At 48.5% G+C, this 21,403-nt stretch carries 18 protein-coding genes; 6 read left to right on the forward strand and 12 right to left on the reverse strand.

From position 1 onward, the window contains the following. Window positions 1-2 precede the first annotated feature (2 nt). From H9I36_RS02960 to H9I36_RS02970, 3 genes are read right to left on the reverse strand one after another with little or no spacing between them, the layout of a single operon-like run. Window positions 3-263, reverse strand: a complete 261-nt coding sequence (locus H9I36_RS02960; RefSeq protein ID WP_021329861.1) for an HPr family phosphocarrier protein — start codon at window positions 261-263, stop codon at window positions 3-5. Next, window positions 260-727: a PTS sugar transporter subunit IIA gene (locus H9I36_RS02965; protein WP_255422636.1), complete on the reverse strand. Its 468-nt coding sequence runs from the start codon at window positions 725-727 to the stop codon at window positions 260-262. Before H9I36_RS02965 ends, H9I36_RS02960 begins: the two co-directional genes overlap by 4 nt. Then, a complete protein-coding gene (locus tag H9I36_RS02970) occupies window positions 711-2,258 on the reverse strand; it encodes a BglG family transcription antiterminator (protein ID WP_187383903.1) in 1,548 nt (515 codons plus the stop codon). Before H9I36_RS02970 ends, H9I36_RS02965 begins: the two co-directional genes overlap by 17 nt. A 250-nt stretch (window positions 2,259-2,508) precedes the next feature. On the opposite strand from H9I36_RS02970, the gene H9I36_RS02975 reads away from it, so the two are divergent. Together H9I36_RS02975 and H9I36_RS02980 are read left to right on the forward strand one after the other, a co-directional pair. Then, a complete protein-coding gene (locus tag H9I36_RS02975; protein WP_187383904.1) occupies window positions 2,509-4,206 on the forward strand; it encodes an FAD-dependent oxidoreductase in 1,698 nt (565 codons plus the stop codon). Between the two features lie 24 nt (window positions 4,207-4,230). Further along, complete coding sequence (locus H9I36_RS02980; protein ID WP_187383905.1) at window positions 4,231-5,499, forward strand: YeeE/YedE family protein; 1,269 nt, start codon at window positions 4,231-4,233, stop codon at window positions 5,497-5,499. 136 nt (window positions 5,500-5,635) lie between these two features. Here the strand turns inward: H9I36_RS02980 and H9I36_RS02985 are convergent, their stop codons facing one another. Both H9I36_RS02985 and H9I36_RS02990 read right to left on the reverse strand, forming a co-directional pair. Then, window positions 5,636-7,126 (reverse strand): nicotinate phosphoribosyltransferase, encoded by a 1,491-nt coding sequence (locus H9I36_RS02985; protein WP_187383906.1) that lies wholly within the window; start codon window positions 7,124-7,126, stop codon window positions 5,636-5,638. Window positions 7,127-7,296: 170 nt separating this feature from the next. After that, the gene (locus H9I36_RS02990; RefSeq protein ID WP_187383907.1) at window positions 7,297-7,824 is read right to left on the reverse strand and encodes a GNAT family N-acetyltransferase; all 528 of its coding nucleotides are present in this window, start codon (window positions 7,822-7,824) and stop codon (window positions 7,297-7,299) included. 417 nt (window positions 7,825-8,241) lie between these two features. Here H9I36_RS02990 and H9I36_RS02995 point away from each other — a divergent pair, with 417 nt between their 5' ends. Beyond that, window positions 8,242-8,712 carry a hypothetical protein gene (locus H9I36_RS02995; RefSeq protein WP_187383908.1) on the forward strand — a complete coding sequence of 157 codons (471 nt, stop codon included), beginning with the start codon at window positions 8,242-8,244 and terminating at the stop codon, window positions 8,710-8,712. 438 nt (window positions 8,713-9,150) lie between these two features. On the opposite strand, the gene H9I36_RS03000 is transcribed toward H9I36_RS02995, so the two are convergent. The 3 genes from H9I36_RS03000 to H9I36_RS03010 are packed head-to-tail and all read right to left on the reverse strand — an operon-like array spanning window position 9,151 to window position 11,110. Continuing rightward, the gene (locus H9I36_RS03000; RefSeq protein ID WP_187383909.1) at window positions 9,151-9,552 is read right to left on the reverse strand and encodes a zinc ribbon domain-containing protein; all 402 of its coding nucleotides are present in this window, start codon (window positions 9,550-9,552) and stop codon (window positions 9,151-9,153) included. Continuing rightward, a complete protein-coding gene (locus H9I36_RS03005; protein WP_187383910.1) occupies window positions 9,549-10,265 on the reverse strand; it encodes a hypothetical protein in 717 nt (238 codons plus the stop codon). Before H9I36_RS03005 ends, H9I36_RS03000 begins: the two co-directional genes overlap by 4 nt. Next, window positions 10,262-11,110, reverse strand: a complete 849-nt coding sequence (locus H9I36_RS03010) for a hypothetical protein (protein WP_255422637.1) — start codon at window positions 11,108-11,110, stop codon at window positions 10,262-10,264. The genes H9I36_RS03005 and H9I36_RS03010 overlap by 4 nt, the downstream gene beginning before the upstream one ends. Before the next feature lie 173 nt (window positions 11,111-11,283). Between H9I36_RS03010 and mfd the strand changes: the two genes are divergently transcribed. The 3 genes from mfd to H9I36_RS03025 all read left to right on the forward strand — a co-directional run bounded on the left by mfd (window position 11,284) and on the right by H9I36_RS03025 (window position 16,436). Continuing rightward, window positions 11,284-15,123, forward strand: coding sequence for a transcription-repair coupling factor (gene mfd, locus H9I36_RS03015; protein WP_187383912.1), 3,840 nt, complete (start codon window positions 11,284-11,286; stop codon window positions 15,121-15,123). 118 nt (window positions 15,124-15,241) lie between these two features. Next, complete coding sequence (locus tag H9I36_RS03020; RefSeq protein ID WP_187383913.1) at window positions 15,242-15,505, forward strand: hypothetical protein; 264 nt, start codon at window positions 15,242-15,244, stop codon at window positions 15,503-15,505. A 133-nt stretch (window positions 15,506-15,638) separates the two neighbouring features. Next, window positions 15,639-16,436: a DUF4846 domain-containing protein gene (locus H9I36_RS03025; protein WP_187383914.1), complete on the forward strand. Its 798-nt coding sequence runs from the start codon at window positions 15,639-15,641 to the stop codon at window positions 16,434-16,436. A 402-nt stretch (window positions 16,437-16,838) separates the two neighbouring features. Here the strand turns inward: H9I36_RS03025 and rodA are convergent, their stop codons facing one another. The 4 genes from rodA to mreC are packed head-to-tail and all read right to left on the reverse strand — an operon-like array spanning window position 16,839 to window position 21,400. Then, entirely contained in the window at window positions 16,839-18,152 is a 1,314-nt protein-coding gene (rodA, locus tag H9I36_RS03030) for a rod shape-determining protein RodA (protein WP_187383915.1), read from the reverse strand. A gap of 4 nt (window positions 18,153-18,156) precedes the next feature. Continuing rightward, a complete protein-coding gene (mrdA, locus tag H9I36_RS03035; RefSeq protein ID WP_187383916.1) occupies window positions 18,157-20,037 on the reverse strand; it encodes a penicillin-binding protein 2 in 1,881 nt (626 codons plus the stop codon). Beyond that, window positions 20,034-20,540, reverse strand: coding sequence for a rod shape-determining protein MreD (mreD, locus tag H9I36_RS03040; protein WP_187383917.1), 507 nt, complete (start codon window positions 20,538-20,540; stop codon window positions 20,034-20,036). The genes mrdA and mreD overlap by 4 nt, the downstream gene beginning before the upstream one ends. Next, a complete protein-coding gene (mreC, locus tag H9I36_RS03045; protein ID WP_187383918.1) occupies window positions 20,537-21,400 on the reverse strand; it encodes a rod shape-determining protein MreC in 864 nt (287 codons plus the stop codon). Before mreC ends, mreD begins: the two co-directional genes overlap by 4 nt. Between the last annotated feature and the right edge of the window lie 3 nt (window positions 21,401-21,403).

A 21,403-nucleotide genomic window follows, 5' to 3' on the forward strand; every position in this document is an offset into this window, starting at 1 on the left:
CGCTACTCCTTCAGTTCGGCCAGAAATTTCGTCAAAGCGTCCATCGCTTCTTTTTCGTCGTCGCCGTCGGTTTCCAGCGTGATGACGTCGTTTTGCGAAATTCCGATGCGCAGCAGTTTGATAATGCTTTTCGCATTTGCGCTTTTATCGCCTTTGCGAATCGTAATCGCGCAGCCGAAAGTGTTTGCCAGCGTGATAAAATCGTTTGCCGGTCTCGTGTGTAATCCCGTCGGATTTTGAATCGTTATCTCTTGTGCAATCATGTATGCGCCTCCGCAGTTTTCAGTATTTTTTCCAAATCGGCTTCCGTTTCCGCTTTGCGTAAAGCCTGTAACGCATCGTCGTTGTCGAACAGCGTCATCACTTCGATGATCGCTTTTTCATTTAAGGATTGTTTGTCGGGCGCCGTAATGCACAGCAGGATGTCGACGGGATCGTTCGTTTTGTGTCCGAAGGCGATCGGCTTGTGCAAACACACCAAGCTGTAGCCGAGTTTCAACGCGCCGCTTTCAGGCCGCGCGTGCGGCATCGCGATGCCGGGGGCGATTACGAAGTAGGGACCGAAATCCCGTACCGACTGCAGTATGGCCTCGTAGTACGAAGGGGCGGCGCATCCGCAGCCGATGAGCAGATCGACGCTTTTTTTTACGGCATCCTGCCATGTCGCAAACTGCGCTTTGAGTGCGAACGTTTTGTGTTGTAAAATAAAATCAGCCAGCATTTTCATACCCCCGTCGTATATTTTGCAGTATCGATTTTACCTGTTCTATGTCCGAATCTTCGAGCCTGACCGAAATATGAGCAACAGGGACTGCAAGAGGCGCGGTTTCGATAAACGAAATAATAAAATCGATATTGTTTTCTTTTACGTATGCATCGGTTAATTTTCGGATGGAAATCGTTTCGATCGGATCCAATTCGGGAAAAGCTTTGCCGAGTTTTTCTTTCAATATGCTGCTGACGACGAGACCCGAAGCGCATACGAGTCCGGCGGAAATTTTCCGCGTATTGCGCTCGAAAAAAGGAGAGATAAAGCCGAGCATAACGCTTCCGTCTTCTTCGGAAACGGGAATGTGTAAACGCTTTTGCAGGTATTCGGCCGCAGGTTTGACGATTTTTTGCATACCGTTGTTTTTGAGAACGATATTTTCGGCAAGGCGTGATGTATTTTGCTGAATGGAAAAAAGTCCCTTGTGCCTTTTTATCAAGTGCAGTATCTGCAGGTAAACGATGTATGCCGTTCTTTTCTGTTCCGCGACGCGGCCGTCCAAAGCGCCTTCGATAAAAGTTATAAAATCTTCGGCGATCCGTTCGTATTCTTTTTGATTCGGCAGGATATTGTTGTACGCTTCCGTGCTTTGAAATACTTCCGTCAAAACCCGTATTTCGTTGTCGTACTGAGGATCGCCGTCGGTAAAAAAATCCGCATCGAAAACGGCTTGCACAATCTTTGCTTCGCTTTCATCCTTTTCGGTCCGTTCGTCCGCAGACGGCTCTATAAAAAAACCGTTTTTGCGTCGCAGTTCCGTTATGCCGATGTATAAAAACATGAGGATAAAATCGATATCGGAAAAAGAAACGCCGGTACTGCGTTCGATCGTTTCGACGATATCGAAATTATTTTTTATCGTTGTTTCGGCATCGAAAAATTCAAAGACGGCGGATGTAAATGAATACAGTTTTAATATGTTCCGCTCCGATGCGCTGCGATGAATGTAGGCGTAGAGCAGGCTCATCAATTCGTTGAAATTTACATAGAGGCAGGCGCTGTTTAGAGCTGCGAGGCGGACTGCGATTTCGTTTCCGCCGATACAGGTGCCGAAACCTCTTTTGCGGATGACTTCGCAGCCTGAGCCGGTAAGACGTGTTTCAAGTTCGGATACGATTTTTGCAGCACCGCTTTCCGATATTTTTAAAACGTTTGCAAGGGAGGCGAGCTTTACCGCGTCTTTTTCATTGAGCAGATGGAGAAAGGCTAAAAAGCTTTTTTCCGCCGGTGAAAATTCGGGCTTGTAATTTTTTTGCGCAAAATCTGCAATGAGGTTTTTTTTCGCCTTTTCGCTGCCGCTCAGCATAAAACCTCTGCCGCGCAGTTTGGAAAGGGACAAACCGTAGGATGCCGTGCACTCCTCCAGCTGCGGCAACAGGCGGAACAGCGTGCTTTCACTGATACCCAATTTTTCCGCGATAACGATGGAAGAGATATAATCGTTCGCGTCGAATAAGATATTGATGATGGAGGCTATTCGAATATCCATACCGTAATAGTCTATCATAACTCGACTTTTCCAGTCTTGTAAAGGAAAATCAAATTTTTGTTGACAGGAAGGTTTGGTGTCATCTTTACCGTTTTCGATACCTGTATTTTCGCTGCCGAACTTGTCGATGTATGCTTTTATTTTTGAGATATGTAACAATTATAGAAAAATATTTGTATCAATCTTGACAGTTTTTTATTATGGGATGTATACTCAATAACATACTAAAACAGGAGGTAATTGAAAAAAAATGGCAAAAAAGATCGTAATCGTCGGCGGAGTCGCAGGCGGTGCTTCCGTTGCCGCCCGTGCCCGAAGGCTCGATGAAAGTGCTGAAGTGATTATGTTTGAAAAGGGGCCGAACGTTTCATTCTCGAACTGTTCGCTGCCCTTTTTTTTGAGCCGGATCGTAAAAAAGAGCGACGATCTCGTGCTTATGTCGCCCGAACAATTTAAAAAACAATACAATATCGTCGCGAAAACGTCGCACGAAGTGCTCAAAGTAAACGCCGCGCAAAAAACCGTTAGCGTCAAGGATTTGACGAGCGGAAAAGAATTCGACGAAAGCTACGATACGCTCGTCCTTTCTCCGGGCGCGTCTCCCGTCATGCCGAGAGCGATTCCGGGCATCGATCGAAGCCACGTATTTTCGGTACGCAACGTCGTCGATATCAAAAAGATCGACGATTACGTTACGGAGCACTCGGTAAGCGATATCGTTGTAGTCGGCGGCGGTTTTATCGGCATCGAAGTCGCCGAAAACTTTAAGCTTGCCGGAAAAAACGTCACGATCGTCGAAAAACTCGACCAAGTGCTCGCGCCATTCGATCACGATATGGCACAGATTTTGCATAAAGAAATGTACGACAAAGGCGTCGCTCTCGTCCTCGGCGACGGCATCAAAGAGATCGGCGAAAAAGACATTACGACCGAAAGCGGCAAAAAGATCGCTGCAGGGGCGGTCATCATGGCGCTCGGCGTACGGCCTGAAACCGAACTTGCAAAATCTGCAGGCGTCGCGCTCGGTGCGACGGGCGGCATCCTCGTCGATCACAATTACCGCACGAACGTTCCCGACATCTACGCCGTAGGCGATGCGGTCGAAGTGACGCATTTTATCACAAATAAAAAAACGCGCCTCACGCTCGCAGGTCCCGCCCAAAGAGAAGCGAGAGCGGCCGCCGACGATATGTACCGCATTCCGCACCGCAACACCGGCGTCATCGGTTCATCGGTTATCCGCTGCTTCGATTTCAATGCGGCGTGCACCGGCTTAAACGAAAAGGCGTGTAAAGAAGCGGGAATCGATTACGATTACGTGTACGTCATCCCCGGCGATAAAGTCTCTCTTATGCCGAATGCGAATCCGCTCTTTTTCAAATTGATTTTCGAAAAACCGTCAGGAGCGATCATCGGCGCACAGGCGATAGGTAAGGGGGCCGTCGATAAGCGCATCGATGTCATCGCGACTTGCATTATGCTGCACGGAACGCTCGAAGATTTGAAAGAGCTCGAATTGTGTTATTCACCGATGTTCGGTACCGCAAAAGACATCGTCAATCACGCGGCGCTTGTCGGTCTCAACATATTGAACGGAGTGTTTAAACAAGTACCCGTTACGAAAGTTCGCGAACTCGTTGAAGCGAATGCGTACATCGTCGATGTGCGAGAGCCGAAAGAATATGTAGCGGGACACATCGTAAACGCGGTCAACATCCCCCTCAGCGCCCTGCGAGAGCGCATGAATGAAATACCGAAAGACAAACCCGTGTACTTGCACTGCCGTTCGAGCCAGAGAAGCTATAACGCAATCTGCGCGCTGCAGGGCAGCGGCTGGAAAAACGTGTACAATATCATGGGCTCTTTTCTCGGCGTGAGCGAATACGAATACTTTACCGATAAAGTGCAAAACAGAAAGCCCATCGTCACGGCTTATAATTTCAATTAATTATTAATTATTAAGGGAGATAATATGAAAACGATTGAAAAGATTATCGGAGTCGCGCTGCTTATTTTGTGCATCGCGTCGGGATCCGTTTTATTAAAAACGGATATGGTTTTTTTCCGCTGGGTCATGGGGCTCGCGCTCGGCTATGTGCTTTCGCGTTCGTTTTTCGGATTCGCCGGCAGTATCAACCGCGCCTATCGCGCAGGTTCTACAAAGCTCATGCGCGCTCTCATGCTCATGTTTGTTCTTTCGGCGATCCTCACCGCATCGTTTTTGATTTTCGGCGACGCGACAAAGTACGATCTCTGGGTCAACCCGATCAATGCGGGACTTGTCATCGGCGGCGTTTTGTTCGGTTTCGGTATGAGCTGTTCGTCGTGCTGTGCGACCGGCACGCTCACCGATTTGGTAACCGGTTTACCGCGCGCGCTCATTACGCTCCTCTTTTTCGGCATCGGCGTATTTGTCGGCTTTCCGATCCAGGCGAAAGCGGACTGGGTAAAAAAATCCCTCGTTTCGACGGCGACCTTCCCGAGCGGTGTATTTATTCCCGACTGGTTCGGCGGCAACAAGCGTATCGAGTACATCGGAGCGATAGCCGTAACGATGGTCTTTGCCGGTATCGTTATCGCACTCTCGTATCTCTATGAAAAAAAGCGCAAGCAATCGAATACGTACACCGGCGTCGATACGGAAACAGTGCAGGAAAAACTTTCAGACCTCGACAGCGCGCACTATACAATTTTGAGCGGCGCTACCTATGACCGTCTTTTTGTAAAACCGTGGACACTTGTCGAAGGCGCGGTGATTCTGTCGGTTTTGTTTACGCTGCTGATGGGCGTTACGAAAGAAGGCTGGGGCGCGTCGACGCCGTTCGGCTTTTGGTTCGGAAGACTCCTGAGAGTTTTCGGTGTCTCAACCGATGCGATTACATCGTTTGCTAATAAGCCCGCAGGCCCCTTTACGGTGCCCTTTACCGAAAATCCGATGAATATGCAAAATATCGGCATCGTCGTCGGGACTCTTATCTATCTGCTTATGGCCGGCATGTTTACGAAGGTCTTTACGAGCGGTCTTAAAATTACGCCCATCGACGCCCTCATTTATGCAGTCGGCGGCTTTGCGATGGGATTCGGTACGCGACTTTCGAACGGCTGCAACGTCGGAGCGCTCTATACGCCGATTGCAAACTTTTCGCTTTCCGGCTGGATCTTTTTCATTGCGCTCGTCGCGGGCGGCATTTTCGGAAATGCGATCCTCAAAAAACTGTACCGCGCTTGCGGCAAAAAGTAATATCCTAAATAGCGAGTTTTGAAAGTATTTTTTAATATGCTTTCGGCGAAAACTTCGTTCGCTTTCGCTTCGTGCGCAGTACCGGATTTTGCATTTGTAAAGTGCGGTACTGCGCGGTTCTTCCGGCGGCTTTTTTTTATTCGCCGCGCGCGATATTGTCTTTGATAAAGTGCAGCTTCAAATCTTTCAGTTTTTCCGTTATGGACACTTTATAGATGTGAGGATTCAATAAGCGCTTATACGATTCGTCGAGCGTTTCGAGCTGTTCCCGCATCGTCTTCCGGCTTATCGCAAGCTGTTCGCTGTCGGGAATGCGCGCCGTCGTGCGTTTCCCGCCTTCGACTCGCTTTTTTAAAAGCGGTTCGACGCGGGAAGCCGTAAAAGCGAATTGGCGATAGTCGATCATCGGGTGATAGTATCGGTATTCTTTTCCTTTTTCAATTTTTTCTCCGTCGAGGGCGAGGATATCGGCTTTCGCCATACCGCACTCGTCGTAGAGGCGGAACACGTTTTTTATGCCTGGGTTCGTCGTCTTTGCCGGATTGTCCGAAAACTTCATCGCGGGGATGAGGGCGTCCGTTTTTTCATCGTGCCGGGCGGCAAGCTTATACACGCCCGTAAACGACGATTCTTTTCCGCCGGTTACCATGTGCGTGCCGACGCCCCAGCTGTCGATCGGAACGCGCTCGGCGACGAGCGTTGAAATGATGTCTTCGGTGAGCTCGTTTGAAACGGAAATCTTCGCGTTCGGCAGGCCCGCCGCATCGAGTTCTTTCCGCACTTCCGTCGACAGATAGGAGATATCGCCCGAATCGAGGCGTACACCGAAATTATATCCTTTTTCGGCGAGCTCTTTGCCCGCGATGATCGCGTTTTTGATCCCCGATTTCAGCGTATCGTAGGTATCGATCAAAAAGACAGAATGCTCGGGGTAGATTTTCGCGTACGCACGGAAGGCTTCGAGCTCGGACGAAAACGACATGATCCACGAATGCGCCATCGTTCCCATAACCGGGATGCCGTATCGCTTTCCGGCAAGCGTGTTCGACGTTCCCGCAGCTCCTCCGATGAAAGCTGCGCGCGATGCGCTCATCGCTCCGTCCGGGCCCTGCGCTCGTCGCAAACCGAATTCCATGAGGCTTCCCTTGTTCGATGCGAGCCATACGCGAGACGTTTTCGTTGCGATGAGGCTTTGAAAGTTTACGTAATTTAAAATCAATCCTTCGACGATCTGCGCTTCGATGAGATTTGCGTGGATTCGGATAAGCGGTTCCTGCGGAAAAATCACGGAACCTTCGTCCATCATGTAGACGTCTCCGCCGAACGAAAAATCCTTTAAATAATCGAGAAAACCTTTATCGAATATCTTTTGTTCGGCGAGGTAAGCGATGTCGGTCTCTTCAAATCGGAATGACGTGAGAACGTCGAGGAGCGTTTCGTTTCCCGCGAGGACGGAAAAACCTCCCGCCCACGGCTGGCGCCTGAAAAACATATCGAAGACGACGGGGCGGTTCATTTTTTCTTTCCAATAGCCCTGCGCCATTGTGAGTTCGTAAAAGTCGGTAAAGAGCGCGCTCGTGATGCCGCAACTTTCCGTCGGGGAAGATTTCGCTTCGGATTCTTTCATACAAATACCTCATTGATAAAAATCGATAATCGCGCATCCGCGATTTTTCAGAGAGGTTTTTTGCGCGCTTTGCCGGCATCCGTCTTACGCTGCATTCCCTGACAAGCCGTATTGTAATTGATTTACCGTATTTAGTCAAAATCAAAATCGAGTGCGTATGTGATGCCGCTTTACAGAGCTTTCGTCATGACGATACCGGCCGTTTTTACGCCGTCTTCGGTAAAAAAATTTTCGATGCGGCGGAATTCCGAAAATCCGTTTTTTTTGTAGATGTGCAGTGCACCCCGCCACGCTTCGTTTACGAGGAGAAGTGCGGTTTTTACTTCCGGATTCTGTGACGAAAACCGGTCGACCGATTGGGCGAAAAGTTTTTTTCCGATGCCTTTTGAGCGGTATGAAGGGAGTATGGCAAAGGAGCTCAAATAGAGTACGCTGCCGGTAGGACGGTGCGAAAAAGAGGGATCGTGTTCGAGCGAAAAGGCTTTGTCGCCGTCGGGAATGTGCTCCCATTTTTCCGCACTGAAATAGCCGCAAAGTACACGCGAGTTTTCATCTTCGAAGACGATAAAACAGTTTTTGCAGATTTCGATGCGCGATAAAAAAACTTCTTCGCTTTCGCGCGTAGCGGCGTCAAAGGATGCCGCCTCGATATCCATAATCGCGCGGATATCCGACGGTAGGGCTGCACGGAATATCATACGATTATTGTAAGCGATTTTAAAGCGCGTGTACAGCCGTGCATACGCTTTATCACGGTTTCGTCGCGCGGCTTTGCGCTTTAAAAAAACAAGAGGGGAAGATGTTCGGCAAAACACCTACTTGCTCTTTTCCGCAATTCCGGATTTGCGGTCCGGCTCCGCATAGCGAATCCCTCTTCCGGCTTTGCTTTTTCCGGGTTGCCAATGACGCGACTGCTTTCGGAAAAACCTTACGATACGGAATGTACAGCAAAAAGATGTATTCCGTACGGTATCGCGTATAGATGCCCAATTATTTTCGAATTTTCCATTCATACATATTGACTTTACACAATAAGTAATGATATGACCCTATTGCGGTTTTACAGTTTTAATTGAAATCAGCCCCGATTCACAAAAAATAACAGCGAGGTTCGTATGAAAAAAGCGACGGCTCTGGCGGCGGTTTTGTTTTTGGCGTTTGTAACATCTGCGTTCGGCGACGACGGTATGCAGATAAAGATAGACAACTATTCCATAACGATTCCTTCGCTTTGGCTCGCACAGCGGACGGATTCCGCGACCGTGTTTATCCTGTATTCTCCGATCGAAGAAAACGATACGTTTCAGGAAAACGTTAATTTGACCGTAGAAAAACTTCCGTCAAAATATTCGATAAAAGCGGGAAGGGAAGTGCTGAAAAAGCTTTACGCGAATTTTAAACTCATCGAAGAAGGCGACGATTATCAGATATTTTCAGGCGAGCTCAACGGAATCGCTTTGCAGCAGATGCAGTTCGTGTCGATCAGCGGAACCGAAGCGTACGTATTGACTTTTTCTTCGACTCCCGAAGATTTCGACCGCTACGCTGATACTTTTAAAGCGATTTACAGCACGTTTACGTATTGAAAGAAACCGTCGAGCGGCTTCGGATGCCGAAATGCGAAAAAAGATTTTTTATGTAATCGGTTCGTGTACTTTTTTATGCATACTCTTTTTAGGTATGCAAAATTGCGGCATAATACCTTATCGTAAAACGATCCGCGCGGATTACGAAAATGAAAAATTGATATTTTATAAATTTCGCACCCGTAGAATGTTCGGCTTAAATTTAAAAACGGACGCGAATCTCTCAATATTTATAGAAGCGGCACATTGTAAAACGAAATACAGGATATTCAATAACTATGAGAAAAAAATAATATTAACAAATTCCGAAAATATATTTTTTGACGAACTCATAAAACTTTGTAAACAAGTTGGAATAATTATGCCTGTGAAAGAAAATTAAAAAATATATTGCGGCGGAAGTTTAGCGTATTTTATTATTAGGGGCGGCGTCGCTTCTCACCGTACAAGCTTTACGACGGCCGCGACGACTCCTAAAAGGACTGCGAGCGTGACGGCGTACACCCAAAGCGGAAGCGCGCTGCCTGCTCCTCTTGCGCGTTTTCTTTCGTATGAGGCAAAAGCGCTTTTTATTTTTTTCTGTTCGGCGCCGGAAAGACGACGGTGGACTTCTTCTTTTTCTTCTTCCGAATATGCCGATATGTTGAAAGTGCCCGAATCCATCGCATAGCCGCAGACGGGGCAGCCTTTTGCAAATTTCGAAGCGCTTCCGCTGGCACCGCAGTTGGGACAGCGCACGGAAGAAAAAAAACGTCCGCAGTTTTTGCATACTCGCGCGTCCGCGGGAACTTCAGCACCGCAGTTTTCACAAAAAAATTTTGCCTGCTGTTTCGATTTCATGCTTTATCCGGCCGTATAATAATTTCGTTTTCCTCACTTATGACGGAAGCCGTACAATACGTCGGAACGCCCGCCGTGCGAAGCGAAAGCTCTTCGATCCTGTCTCCGCAAGATATTCCCGCTGTAAGGGCGGGGATGTCGACCGTGAACTCCGCATTTCCGTCAGAGAGACTCCGTATCTTTCCGGTAACGAAAACTCCCGTTTTGGGATGCGTAAAAACGGCCGTTCCCGCTTTGCCGCTCGTAAGCCCCTCAATCGAAAAAGCCTCTGTCTTCGATATCTCATCCGATTCCGAATCCGAATCCGGCACATCCGTTTCGATTTCTTCGGGAGAAGGTGAGAGTCCTCCTATAGGAGAAGTGACGATCGAGCGGAAAAGAGAGATGCCGCTTTCATCGCATGAAGCGAATATACCTTTGACGCCGAGCTTTCGCGCTTTCTTTTTTTCCGCTACCGAAAAAGAAGAAGGTACGTAGAGTACGACGTCGGGGATTTTTCCTCCGATGCCGCTTTTAATAAATTGCGTCAATGTTTTCCAATGGCGCGGATAATCCGACGCGCTCACGACGACGATATCCGGCCGGATCTCTTCGATATTGTCAAGGGCTTTTAAAAGCCAGCGATAGATAATCGTATCATATGACAGGGATGCGAGTGCCGCATCGACTTTGCCGATAACTTCTTCGTCGTCGCAGATGATGATCGCTTTCATTCCGTCCCCAGATTTACGACCGTGTAATCGTAGATTTGCCAAACGCCTTCCCTTTGGCGAAGACGATACGTATAGCTTTTCTTTTCGTAATAGGTGCGGTTGTTGAACCATTCGGTGACAAGCACGCTCCCTTCCGTCTGCGAATACACCGTCTTTTCGATTTGAAAGCGCTCGGGTACTGAAACGATATCACCGTCGATCCGCGACTGCATCAAATCCGATTTATACGCGTCGACCATGCGCTCGCGTTCGTCGGCCGAAGCCGCACGATAGCGCCGCTTTTGAGAAGGTGTACGTTCGAGCATCGCTTCGACGTCCATATACAAAAAATACTGATCCCACAGCGATTTTTGCCGCGCGACGATTGTCCGCTCTACGACTTGATCCGGCGGAATCGCTTCAGGCTGCAGGATACGCATGGTTCCCGCTTCGACGGGAATCGATGAAGACGAAGCGGCCGACGGAGAAGGGCGCACTTCGAGCGTGAGTCTGTTCGACGAAATGCGCTCGTCTCTCGTGCGGTAAAGCTCGGGGTAAAAGGCAAGATCGACGTAGTAGACCGACGGATTTGCAACGGTAAGATATTCTTTTAAGTTTTCGATGAACGAATATTCTTCGCCCGCTTCGAGCGCGATTTCCCGGAAATACACCGTTTGATTTGTCGTGCGTTTTCGGATAAGCGTTTCGGTTTGTGCAAGGCGTTCGTTTTTTATCGTATACGCATTGAAATCGATCGAAAACATTCTGTCGTCGGCGAGCTTAAAACGCAGCGTATCCGTCCCCGTGTTGCGCACCGTTATGTGAATAAACACGGGATTCGAATCCGCAGCATCGGGATAATACATAGTTTTATCGTAAAACTTTATCGAAACCGCTGCGTTTTGCATACGGCTTTGTGCGAATGCCGACTGTCCAAAGAAGGTGAAACACGATATAATCAAAAAAACAGCACGTTTCAATTACGTCTCCCAAAAGGTATAAGGGTAATAGACCTTTTCTATAGTATCGGACAAACCGTATGTATACATTATCGACAAATTCTATCAAAGAAGCAATACACTCATGGCCTCCCATGCGCGATGCCGTTTCCCGTTTGACGGATGCCTCGTGCCGCTTTCCTTTTTCGGTCAGAGGACTTCACGGCTCTCTTTCGGCCTATTTTATCGCCGAATACTGTGAACGCATAAAATCTCTGGCGTTTAAAGAAAGCGTATCGGGAGGAGTATCCTTCGATTCGCGCTCATCCGACATCGTCATTGTCACTCCCGGAGAAAACGAAGCGATCGATATCCGCACCGATTTGACTTCGATTTTTCCCGAAGCGGAGATAATCGATATACCCTGGTGGGGTATGATACCCTATCGTCCGGTATCGCGGGGAGCGGCCGTATTCGGAGAGCGCGCGGCGGCTCTTGCAAAACTTGCCGGAGCGGGGAGGGAAGGTTTTTCTCAAAAGCCGAGGACCTTTATCGTAAGCGAACGCGTTTTTCTCTCGCCGCTTCCGCCTCCCGAATCGGTAAAGCGCCGCGTGTTTTCTCTTTTTCGCGGCTTGCGCACCGACACGATAAAAACGGCGGAAAGGCTTTCAGCTCTCGGCTATACGAGAGCGCCGCGCGTCTACGTGCAGGGAGAGTTCAGTTTGAGGGGCGAAGTGCTCGACGTATTCGTCCCCGGCAGCGCCGCTCCGTGCCGCATCATTTTCGACTTCGATACCGTCGCACAGATCAAAACTTTCGATACGGATACGCAAACGACGACCGGCTCCCTCGAAAGCGTTTTTATTTCCCCGATGCGCGAAGTGATTTGGGACGATGCGCTTTTGACCGATTTGAAAAATGCGATCGAAGCCTATGAATCGACGGCCGTGAGCGCCGAAGACGAAATGAGGCTGTCGGATGCGGCATCACAAAACGGGGAGACGCCGTTTTCCGATGTGGACAGGCACTCCGATACGGCGGATGACACGAGTGCAGGTGAGACGCCGTCTTCCGACGAAGATGAGTTCTCCGATGCAGGCGCACCGGATGACAAAGAGCCGCTTCGCAAAAATTTTCGCGCACACCTTCCGTTTACGAAAGAAGCGAAAGCCGTCCTTTCGAATATGCTTTCCGAGCTTGAAACGGCAAAATCGTGCGAAGGGGAAGAGCTCTTATATCCCGTGTTGTGGAAAAAACGCTCTACGATTTCGGACTATATCGGCGAGCGGACGACCGTTTTTTTCTTCGATTACGACCGTCTCGTAAACGCCGAAGAAACGATCGTTCGGGAATACGGCGGTATGTATCGAAAAGCGCGTCTTTCGTTTCCTGCCTTCCCGCCCGAACAAATGCTCTCCGATTTTCAAAAAAACTTAAAAACCATCTCAAGAAGTATACTTTTTCATACGGTTTCCCGTGCGGACACAGCTTCAACTGACGAATCTCCGTCCGATATCGTCTTTCCGTGCGAAGTATCGCGGAGCTTTTTCGGTAATATTCCGTTTTTGAAAGAGGAAATCGAAAAGCTGCAGTATGCCGGCTGGAAGATCGCAGTCTTCGCGGACGGCGAAAACCAGGAGCGGCGTATCGCGGAGTTACTTAGAGATTTTACCGAAGAGCGCGGAAACGAAAACTCCTCGAACGAAAGCGATGCAAAACCGCACGAAGAGTGTACGCATGAACACCGCACGCTCGAGCGCTCTTCCGCTCCGATCGAAAAACGCTATGCGCTCGCCGTTTTTCCCGAAGCGATATCCGAAGGTTTTTCGATCCCCGACTTAAAGCTCATCGTCATACAGGAAAACGAAATATTCGGCAGAAGGCGGGCGGTGCCGAAATCGCTGAAAAAAGCGAAAAGCGCCGCGATCGATACTTTCGTCGAACTCACCCCCGGCGACTATGTCGTGCACGTACAGTACGGCATCGGCATCTTTTGCGGCATCGAGCGCGTAAAAGCCGGCGGCAATGAGCGGGACTATATAAAGCTCGAGTATGCGGACAAAGAGGTCGCCTTCGTTCCGATCGAACAAGTGAACATGGTGCAGCGCTATATCGGAAGCGAAGGAGATGCCCCCAAGCTCGATAAAATCGGCAGCAAAAGCTGGGAAAACCGAAAGCGCAAAGTGCAGGAAGCCGTCGAAGATTTGGCAAAAAAGCTCATCGACCTGTATTCGAGAAGAAAAGCGTCGAGGGGGTTTCCGTTTCCGAAAGATACCGAATGGCAGACTTCGTTCGAAGCGGCCTTTCCCTACGAAGATACGAAAGATCAGGCTGTCGTCACCGAAGAAGTCAAGCGCGATATGGAAAAACCCGTTCCGATGGACCGCCTCATCTGCGGAGACGTCGGTTACGGCAAAACCGAAATCGCGATGCGCGCCGCGTTCAAAGCGGTAATGGGCGGAAAGCAAGTCGTTTTTTTGGCGCCGACGACGATCCTTGCCGAACAGCATTACGAAACCTGCGTCGAACGCTTTGCGAATTTCCCCGTCAAAATCGCAGTCCTCTCGCGCTTTGTTCCGCATGCGGAACAAAAAAAGACTTTAACTCTCCTCGCATCGGGCGATATCGATATCGTTATCGGTACGCACCGCGTCATTCAAAAGGATGTCGTCTTTAAAAATCTCGGACTTATGATAATCGACGAAGAGCAGCGCTTCGGCGTAAAGGATAAAGAAAAACTCAAAGAGATGAAAGCGAATATCGACTGCCTTGCGCTTTCGGCGACACCGATCCCCCGCACGCTCCACATGAGTTTGCTGAAAATCCGCGATATGAGCTTGCTCGCGACGCCTCCGCAAAACCGGCAGGCGATCGAAACGACGATCGAGCCGTACAGCGACGAACGCGTAGCGAAGGCAATCAGGCGGGAAGCGGAGCGGGGAGGGCAAGTGTTTTTTTTGCACAACCGAGTCGAATCCCTTTCTGAAGTGCGGCGCAAAATCGAACGGCTCGTCCCCGAAATGCTCGTCGACGTCGCGCACGGACAGATGATGAGCGTCGAACTTGAAGACATCTTCCGCCGTTTTAAACTCGGTGGATTTCACGTGCTCGTTTCGACGACGATCATCGAAAACGGCATCGACATACCGAACGTCAATACGATCATCATCGACCGGGCGGATATGTACGGCGTATCGCAGCTCTACCAGCTCCGCGGGCGTGTCGGGCGGAGCGACCGGAAAGCGTACGCCTATCTTTTATATCCCGAAAATACGTCTCTTTCCGAAGTTGCGATGAAGCGCCTGCAAGTCATCAGCGATTTTACCGAACTCGGAAGCGGATTTAAAATCGCAATGAAAGATATGGAAATCCGCGGGGCGGGAAACCTGCTCGGCCGCGACCAGTCGGGAGACGTGTATGCCGTCGGATTCGAGTTGTATTTGAAATTGCTGAACGAAGCGGTTGAACGCCTTACCGCCTCTGAAAATTACAAAACGCAGAGCGAAGTGCTCATGGAACTCGAATACACGGGCTTTATCCCCGACGCCTACGTGCGCTCGGCGGAGACGAAAATGGAAATCTACAAAAAAATCGCGTCGGTGCAGACGGACGACGAATTGATCGCGGTGATGAACGAAATCGAAGACCGCTTCGGTCCCGTGCCCGACGAAGTTGCGAGCCTCCTGTCGCTTGCCGAAATACGCATTCTGTGCAAAAAGCTTTCGGTGAGCGCGCTCAAAGAATCGAAGGGCGTCGTCGAAATCGAATTTGCAAAAGTGTCCGACATTTCGGTCGATCGCGTATTGCAGCTGATAAAAGAAAGTTCGGGCAGCGTATGGCTCGACGCGGCAAAACCGAATATGCTGTTTTTAAAACTCGGAAAAATCGGTCTCAAAGAAAAAAGCGAATTTATCAGAGAGCGCCTCGAAAAACTTGCATAAGGTTTGCAGTATCGGCTCGGAACGTGGTATAATGAGGAAGCGAACACGTGTAGGATCGATTCTTTGTAGAACGATCCGGAGGTTCTAATTTCTGCAAAAATTTTTATGCGAGGTAGATATGCTTTTATTCGGAAAAAAAGTCGAAATCTATGAAAGTCGGAATCACAACGAATTCAAAGCGCTCAAAAAGCTGCTCAAAAAAAACGGCATCTCCTACGGCACCGGCTGGGTACAGACGGAAGTCGCGTGCGGCTGCGGCGCAAAGATCAATATGCGCAAAGTCATCAACCCAAATTACAGCCCGTACCTGTGGTCCGTATACGTGAGACCTGAAAACGAAGATGCGGCTAAGCGTCTCGTAGAAGAGCTGAAAAAAGATTAAAAGGATCCTTAATGTAAGCGAATGTTTAAGACGGGCGCCCGGCATTGGGGGCGTTTTGCATGAACGATATACCTATCTCAAGTGATGCGTTATCGAGTATTTTATGTGGACGCCTTCGGCACAGGGGAGAAAAATGAAAAAACATATTTTATTAGGATTACTTTTTCTTACAGTAATAGAAGTATACTCTCAAAATATTAATCAAAAAGGAAATTCAATAATTGAAAGGTTTTTACTTCCTGAAGGATATGAGAGGATTGCAGTGGAAGAAAAATCATTTGGAAATTATTTAAGAACATTTCCGTTAAAAAAATACGGCTCACCTGTTTTATTGTACAATGGCAATGAAAAAGGAAATAAAGTTTATATTTCAGTTTTTGACTTTCCATTATTAAAAACAGATTTAATTCAATGTGCAGATGCAGTAATAAAATTAAAAGCTGAATATTTATATAAATATGGCAAGTATTCAGAAATAACTTTTCATATTACAAATGGAATGATTGTTCCCTTTGAACGCTTTCTTAATGGTGAACAACTTATTATTTCGGGAAATAATGTAACTTGGAAAAGCGGATATAAAAAAGAGGTTGTAAGAGACAGCTTTGATGATTATTTAAAATTTATTTATAGCTATGCCGGTACATATTCACTTTCTAAAGAAGCAAAAAGAAAATCCATAGGTAATATCACACCGGGTGATTTTTTTATTTACGGAGGGAGTCCAGGACATGTTGTTCTGGTATTGGATGTAGCAATTAATAAAAAAACGGGAAGAAAGATAATGTTACTCGGTCAAAGTTATATGCCTTCACAAGAGTTCCATATATTAAAAAGTTATGAAAATATAAATCCGTGGTATTTTGTAGAGGATGAAGTATTAAAAACTCCGGAATGGACTTTTGAAAAAGGGAGTTTGATGGAATTTTAGAATAAACCACATAGCACTGTTTTCAAAGCCGACAAAACACCTGCGGTGTTGCGGTTAAAAACAATGATAGAAAGACGCACGTGGGTGGGATCGATCAAACAAGTTCAAGTTACCCGGCATTTGCATCCATCAAAATCAATCGTCTTTTTTCACACTGTAAATTACATCCCATAATGTATATTCTGTCTACCAACAGATATACGAAATACCCATTAAAACAGAGCGTTTTTCCCCTATTTTTGCGGGTATTGCCGAAAATGCTATTTATGTGCCGAATTCTGTCTACCGGAATGTCGGGAAAAACCTAAAATTGATACAGCGAGTAAATTTTCGAATTTTAAAATTATTCAAATGCCGGTTATTTTTATTAATTTATCCGTTTTATTTTTTACGGCTTTAACTCTACGCATCCAAACCGTATCGGTGGTAATTGATACTCATGAGGAGCCCTACGGCGACCATTGCTGTCCACAGCGACGAACCACCGTACGACAAAAACAAAAGCGGTATCCCGGTGATCGGCATGATGCCCATAACCATACCGATATTGACGAAAAAATGGAAAAAGAACATGGCGAGTATGCCCGCTGCAATATACAAACCGTAGCCCGTCGAGTTCCGCATGATTTTCAGCGTCCGAAAAAATATAATGCCGTAGAGCACGAAGATGACCAGACCTCCGATAAAGCCGAGTTCTTCCGACAAAATGCTGAATATAAAGTCGGTGCTCTGCTGGGGCAAAAATCGATAGTGGCTCTGCGTTCCGTGTAAAAAAGATCTGCCGAATATGCCGCCGGCTCCGATCGCGATCTTCGATTGGATGATGTTCCATCCGCTTCCTTTCGGGTCTACCGAGGGATCGAGAAAAACGATGAGACGGCTGATTTGATATTGTTTTAGGACACGCCCTGCTCCGTATGAGCCGAATAACGACAGCGCGATGATGAGCGAAACATATGAGATCCAGTAAAAATACCGCTGTCCGCGCAAATAGCGTCGTACGACGATCCCGATGAGCGCAATCGAAAGCGAGGCGGCGATAAGCAAAAGACGCAAGCGTATATCGGTGAGCGCTCCGATTGCGGCAATTTTCCGATGCGCGATGACGTTGTTCCAAACGGGGAGCACGGTCAAAAAAATCGTCCCCATTCCGACGGCGAATACGAACACTATGTAGCGCAGCGGAATGTCCGCCATAAAACACATGACGAGAAAAATCGGGATGTAAACGCTCGCCGTTCCCAAATCGGGCTGTGCAAGTATCAACAGTACGGGAAGCGCGAAAATCGAGGCGGCGATCAAAAATCGTTTTAAGGGAACTTCGCCCTGACTGTCGGAAAGTTTTTTTGCAAGAAATATAATAAAAATGATTTTGCCGAATTCGGACGGCTGTATGCCGAAGTGACCGATGCCGATCCAGCTGTTCGCGCCGTTGACGTGGCGGCCGAATACGACCGTATATAAGAGCACGGGCACGAGAGCCGCATATAAAATATAGGCGTAGCGCGCCGTTTTGCGGTAATCGTAGAGCGCCGTTACGACTACAAGTAAGATGCCGACGGAAGCCCATACGATCTGTTTGACGTATTCATTCGTGACGAGGATACCGTCGGAATTGATCGCCGACGAATAGATAAATGCGATACCGGATGCGGTAAGGATGAGAACGCAGATCAAAAGGATGTAATCGAATGCATCGATGATTTTCAGCTTCACTGCCCTACTCCTGTCTGTTCCCGTTCGCAAGGAGATAATGAAAGCCGAGTGAGTTTACGGCTTCTTCATAGCTTTGATTTGCCAGCGTACCCTGTATGATGATATTCGTCGCGTAAGGCGCCCACCATTCCCACGTGTTTACCGCTTCGACGAGCGTCGACACGACGATCTGATCTTCGACCGGCGCATCGTAGGGTGCATAGGCGACCATCCACGAGTGCCAGCTTTTTTTATACTGTGCGACTTCCGACGTTCCCGTTTTGCCTGCGCTTTGAAAACGCTTATTGCGCATCGGGTACTGGGGCGTGCCGTCGGTGATCGTATAACGGCAGTCTTCCTGAACCGTTTTCCACACGTCGACCGGTATGTCTGATTTGAATAACACTTCCGGCTTTACTTCCGTAATGACTTCATTTGTCACGGGATCGCGCACTTCTTTGAGCAGGTGCGGCTTATACACGACTCCTTCCGTGCACACCATCGCCATCATGTCGGCGACTTGGAGAGGCGTGGCGAGAATATAGCCCTGTCCGATGGAAGCGGACATCGTGTCGCCGCCGAGCCACCTCTCGTGATACTTTCGCTCTTTCCACTGTGCCGTCGGAATAAAACCCGACACTTGATTCGGCAAATCGATTTCGGCGCTTTTTCCGAGGCCGAACATAGTCGAATACTGTGCAATCTTGTCGATGCCGAGATAATCGCGTCCGATCGTCCAAAAGTAGACATCGCAGGACTGAGCGAGCGCATTTTTCAAATCGAGCCAGCCGTGTCCGGGTTCTTTGAGATGACAGTGAAAGGTGCGGTTGCCGTAAAGAAGTTTTCCTTTGCACTCGATTTTTTCGAACGGAGAAAAACTTTTTTCCTGCAAAAGAGCCGATACCATGATGATTTTAAATGTCGAACCGGGCGGATACTGGGCGGCGACTGCCCTGTTTAAAAGCGGCTTTTCGGGACTGTCGCGGAGTTTTACATATTCCTGCGCGTAGTCGTCGGAATTGAATATGTTCGGATCGAAATACGGATAGGATACGAGTGCGAGTATTTCACCCGTCGCAGGTTTTAAAACGACGACCGCCCCTACCCTATTCCCGAGCGTCTTTTCCGCGAGCGTCTGAATACGCGAGTCGATCGTCAATACGAGATTTTTTCCCGGCTGGGGCGGACGAACGTCGGGTGTGTCCGAAAGGATCCGTCCGCGCACGTCTACGGTGCGGCTTTCAAGACCGCTTGTTCCCTGCAAAAGCTGATCGTACTGCCGCTCGATTCCGGTTTTACCGACGACGCTGTTTCGCGTATAACCCTGATTGTATAAAACGTTGATCTCTTCCTGTGTGATGTCTCCGACGTAGCCGATGATGTGGGAAAGAGAACCCGTTTCCACGTAGTTCCGCCTCGGCCGCGATACCCACGACACACCCGGCAGATCGATTTTGTTTTCGGCGATATTCGAAATAGTTTCAAACGGAACGTTCGTGCGCACGGTGATCGCCGTATAGGATTTTCGCTGCTTTTGCGGAATACGCTTATCGATATCGAATTTCGAAACGCCGAGGTACTGGGCAAGACGGGAAGCGACCGTGTCGTAATGCCCTGCCGGTATCTCCGCAGGCGTTATTTCGACCGCAAACGAATCGGTATTGATGACCATCGGTACGGTCGCGTTCCTGTCGAATATTTCGCCGCGCTGTGCGGGGATGCGGGAAACTTGGCTTGAAATCGTTCGCGACTGGGTGCGGTACGTATCGGAGAGAACGACCTGCATCGAAAAAAGGCGATAGACGTAGAGCGCAAAACACAGGACGATCGCGGTCTGCAAAAAGATAATGCGCTGCGTTTTGGAAAAAACGGGAGGTCGACGCTTTTGTAAAAAATCGTCCGTCACAGCGCGCTCCTCCTTTCGATTGAAAGCGACGAGCGGAACAGCGACAGGAATTTAAAAACGAGGGGCGCAAGGATCGTATTGCATGCGAGTTCGAACAGAAACGGTACGGACAACACACGGTACACTGCGGGGGACGACGGAAAGAGAAGCGAAATGATCCACACGAAAAACGCTTTCAATAAGGTCGCTCCGAACGCGCACAAGGCGGGCATAACGATCCCGTCCGAATTGAAAACGCGTCCGAGTACGCCGAAAACGTACCCGATGAGCGTCCGGTACAGGCAATGAAAACCGAACGGAGCGGCTGAAAGAAAATCCAAAAACGCACCCGAAACGAATCCGTTTATTTCGCCCGACGTTTTGCCGTTTAAAAACGCGATATAGAGCGAACACAAAAGTACGATATCGGGAACGGCCGGAAGAAAGGCGATATTCGAGAGGACTGCCGTTTCAATGAGCACAGCGCAAAAGAGAACGATCGCCGATACGATGTACGACTTCATCGCCTTTCCTCCGTTTCGCTTTTGACATCTACAACGATGACCGTTTCGAGACGCGGAAAATCGATGAGAGGAGCGACGTCGATTTCGAGCGACGAATCGTATTCTACGACGCGGATTTCGGAGATGGAGCCGATCGGCATATTGCGCATATAGTTTCCGTTTTCGCCCGACGTCACGATGACGTCTCCGTAATTGAGCGTATCCATGACGCGTTTTTTAATGTATTTGAGCGCAAGTTTCGTATCGTCACCGAATCCCGATACGAGTCCCAAATCGCGTGTATTTTGAATGCGTGCCGAAACCGTGCAGTTTATGCTGTACACCGGCATGATCGTGCTCGTAAATCGACCGACTTCGACGACTTTTCCGACGAGGGCGATGTTACCGTTTTGGTATGCGATGACCGGCATATTTTTTCCGATGCCGTTTACGCTTCCCTTATCTATCGTGAGTGATGCGTAGAGCTTGTCTATATTGCGAGAGATGATCTGGGCGGGGTAATTTTTTTGTTCGAGCGATTTAACGAAATCGAGCTGCTCTTTGAGCTGTTCGTTTTCTTTGCGTATTTCCGCATTCGTCCGCTGCATCTGTTCGTAATTTTGCAGTTTGAGGACGAGTTCGTCGTAATTTCGTTTCAGATCGGACAGTTCGCGCACTGCGGTAAACTGTCGTCCGGCGAAATTCGTCACGAAAAAAACGCCCTTTTCCGCCGTCGAAAAAATCGAAAAACCGATGCGGCTGAAATCGACGACAAAGCTCCCTGACGTAAACGCGAGAAAAACGCCCGAAACGAGGAGGAGCAAAGCGAGGACGAATTCGGGAAATCTGAATCGAAACGACGATTTTATGCGGATATGCATGAG

Origin of the sequence: Treponema sp. Marseille-Q4130, from assembly GCF_014334325.1 — a bacterium.
Taxonomy (GTDB): Bacteria; Spirochaetota; Spirochaetia; order Treponematales; family Treponemataceae; genus Treponema_D.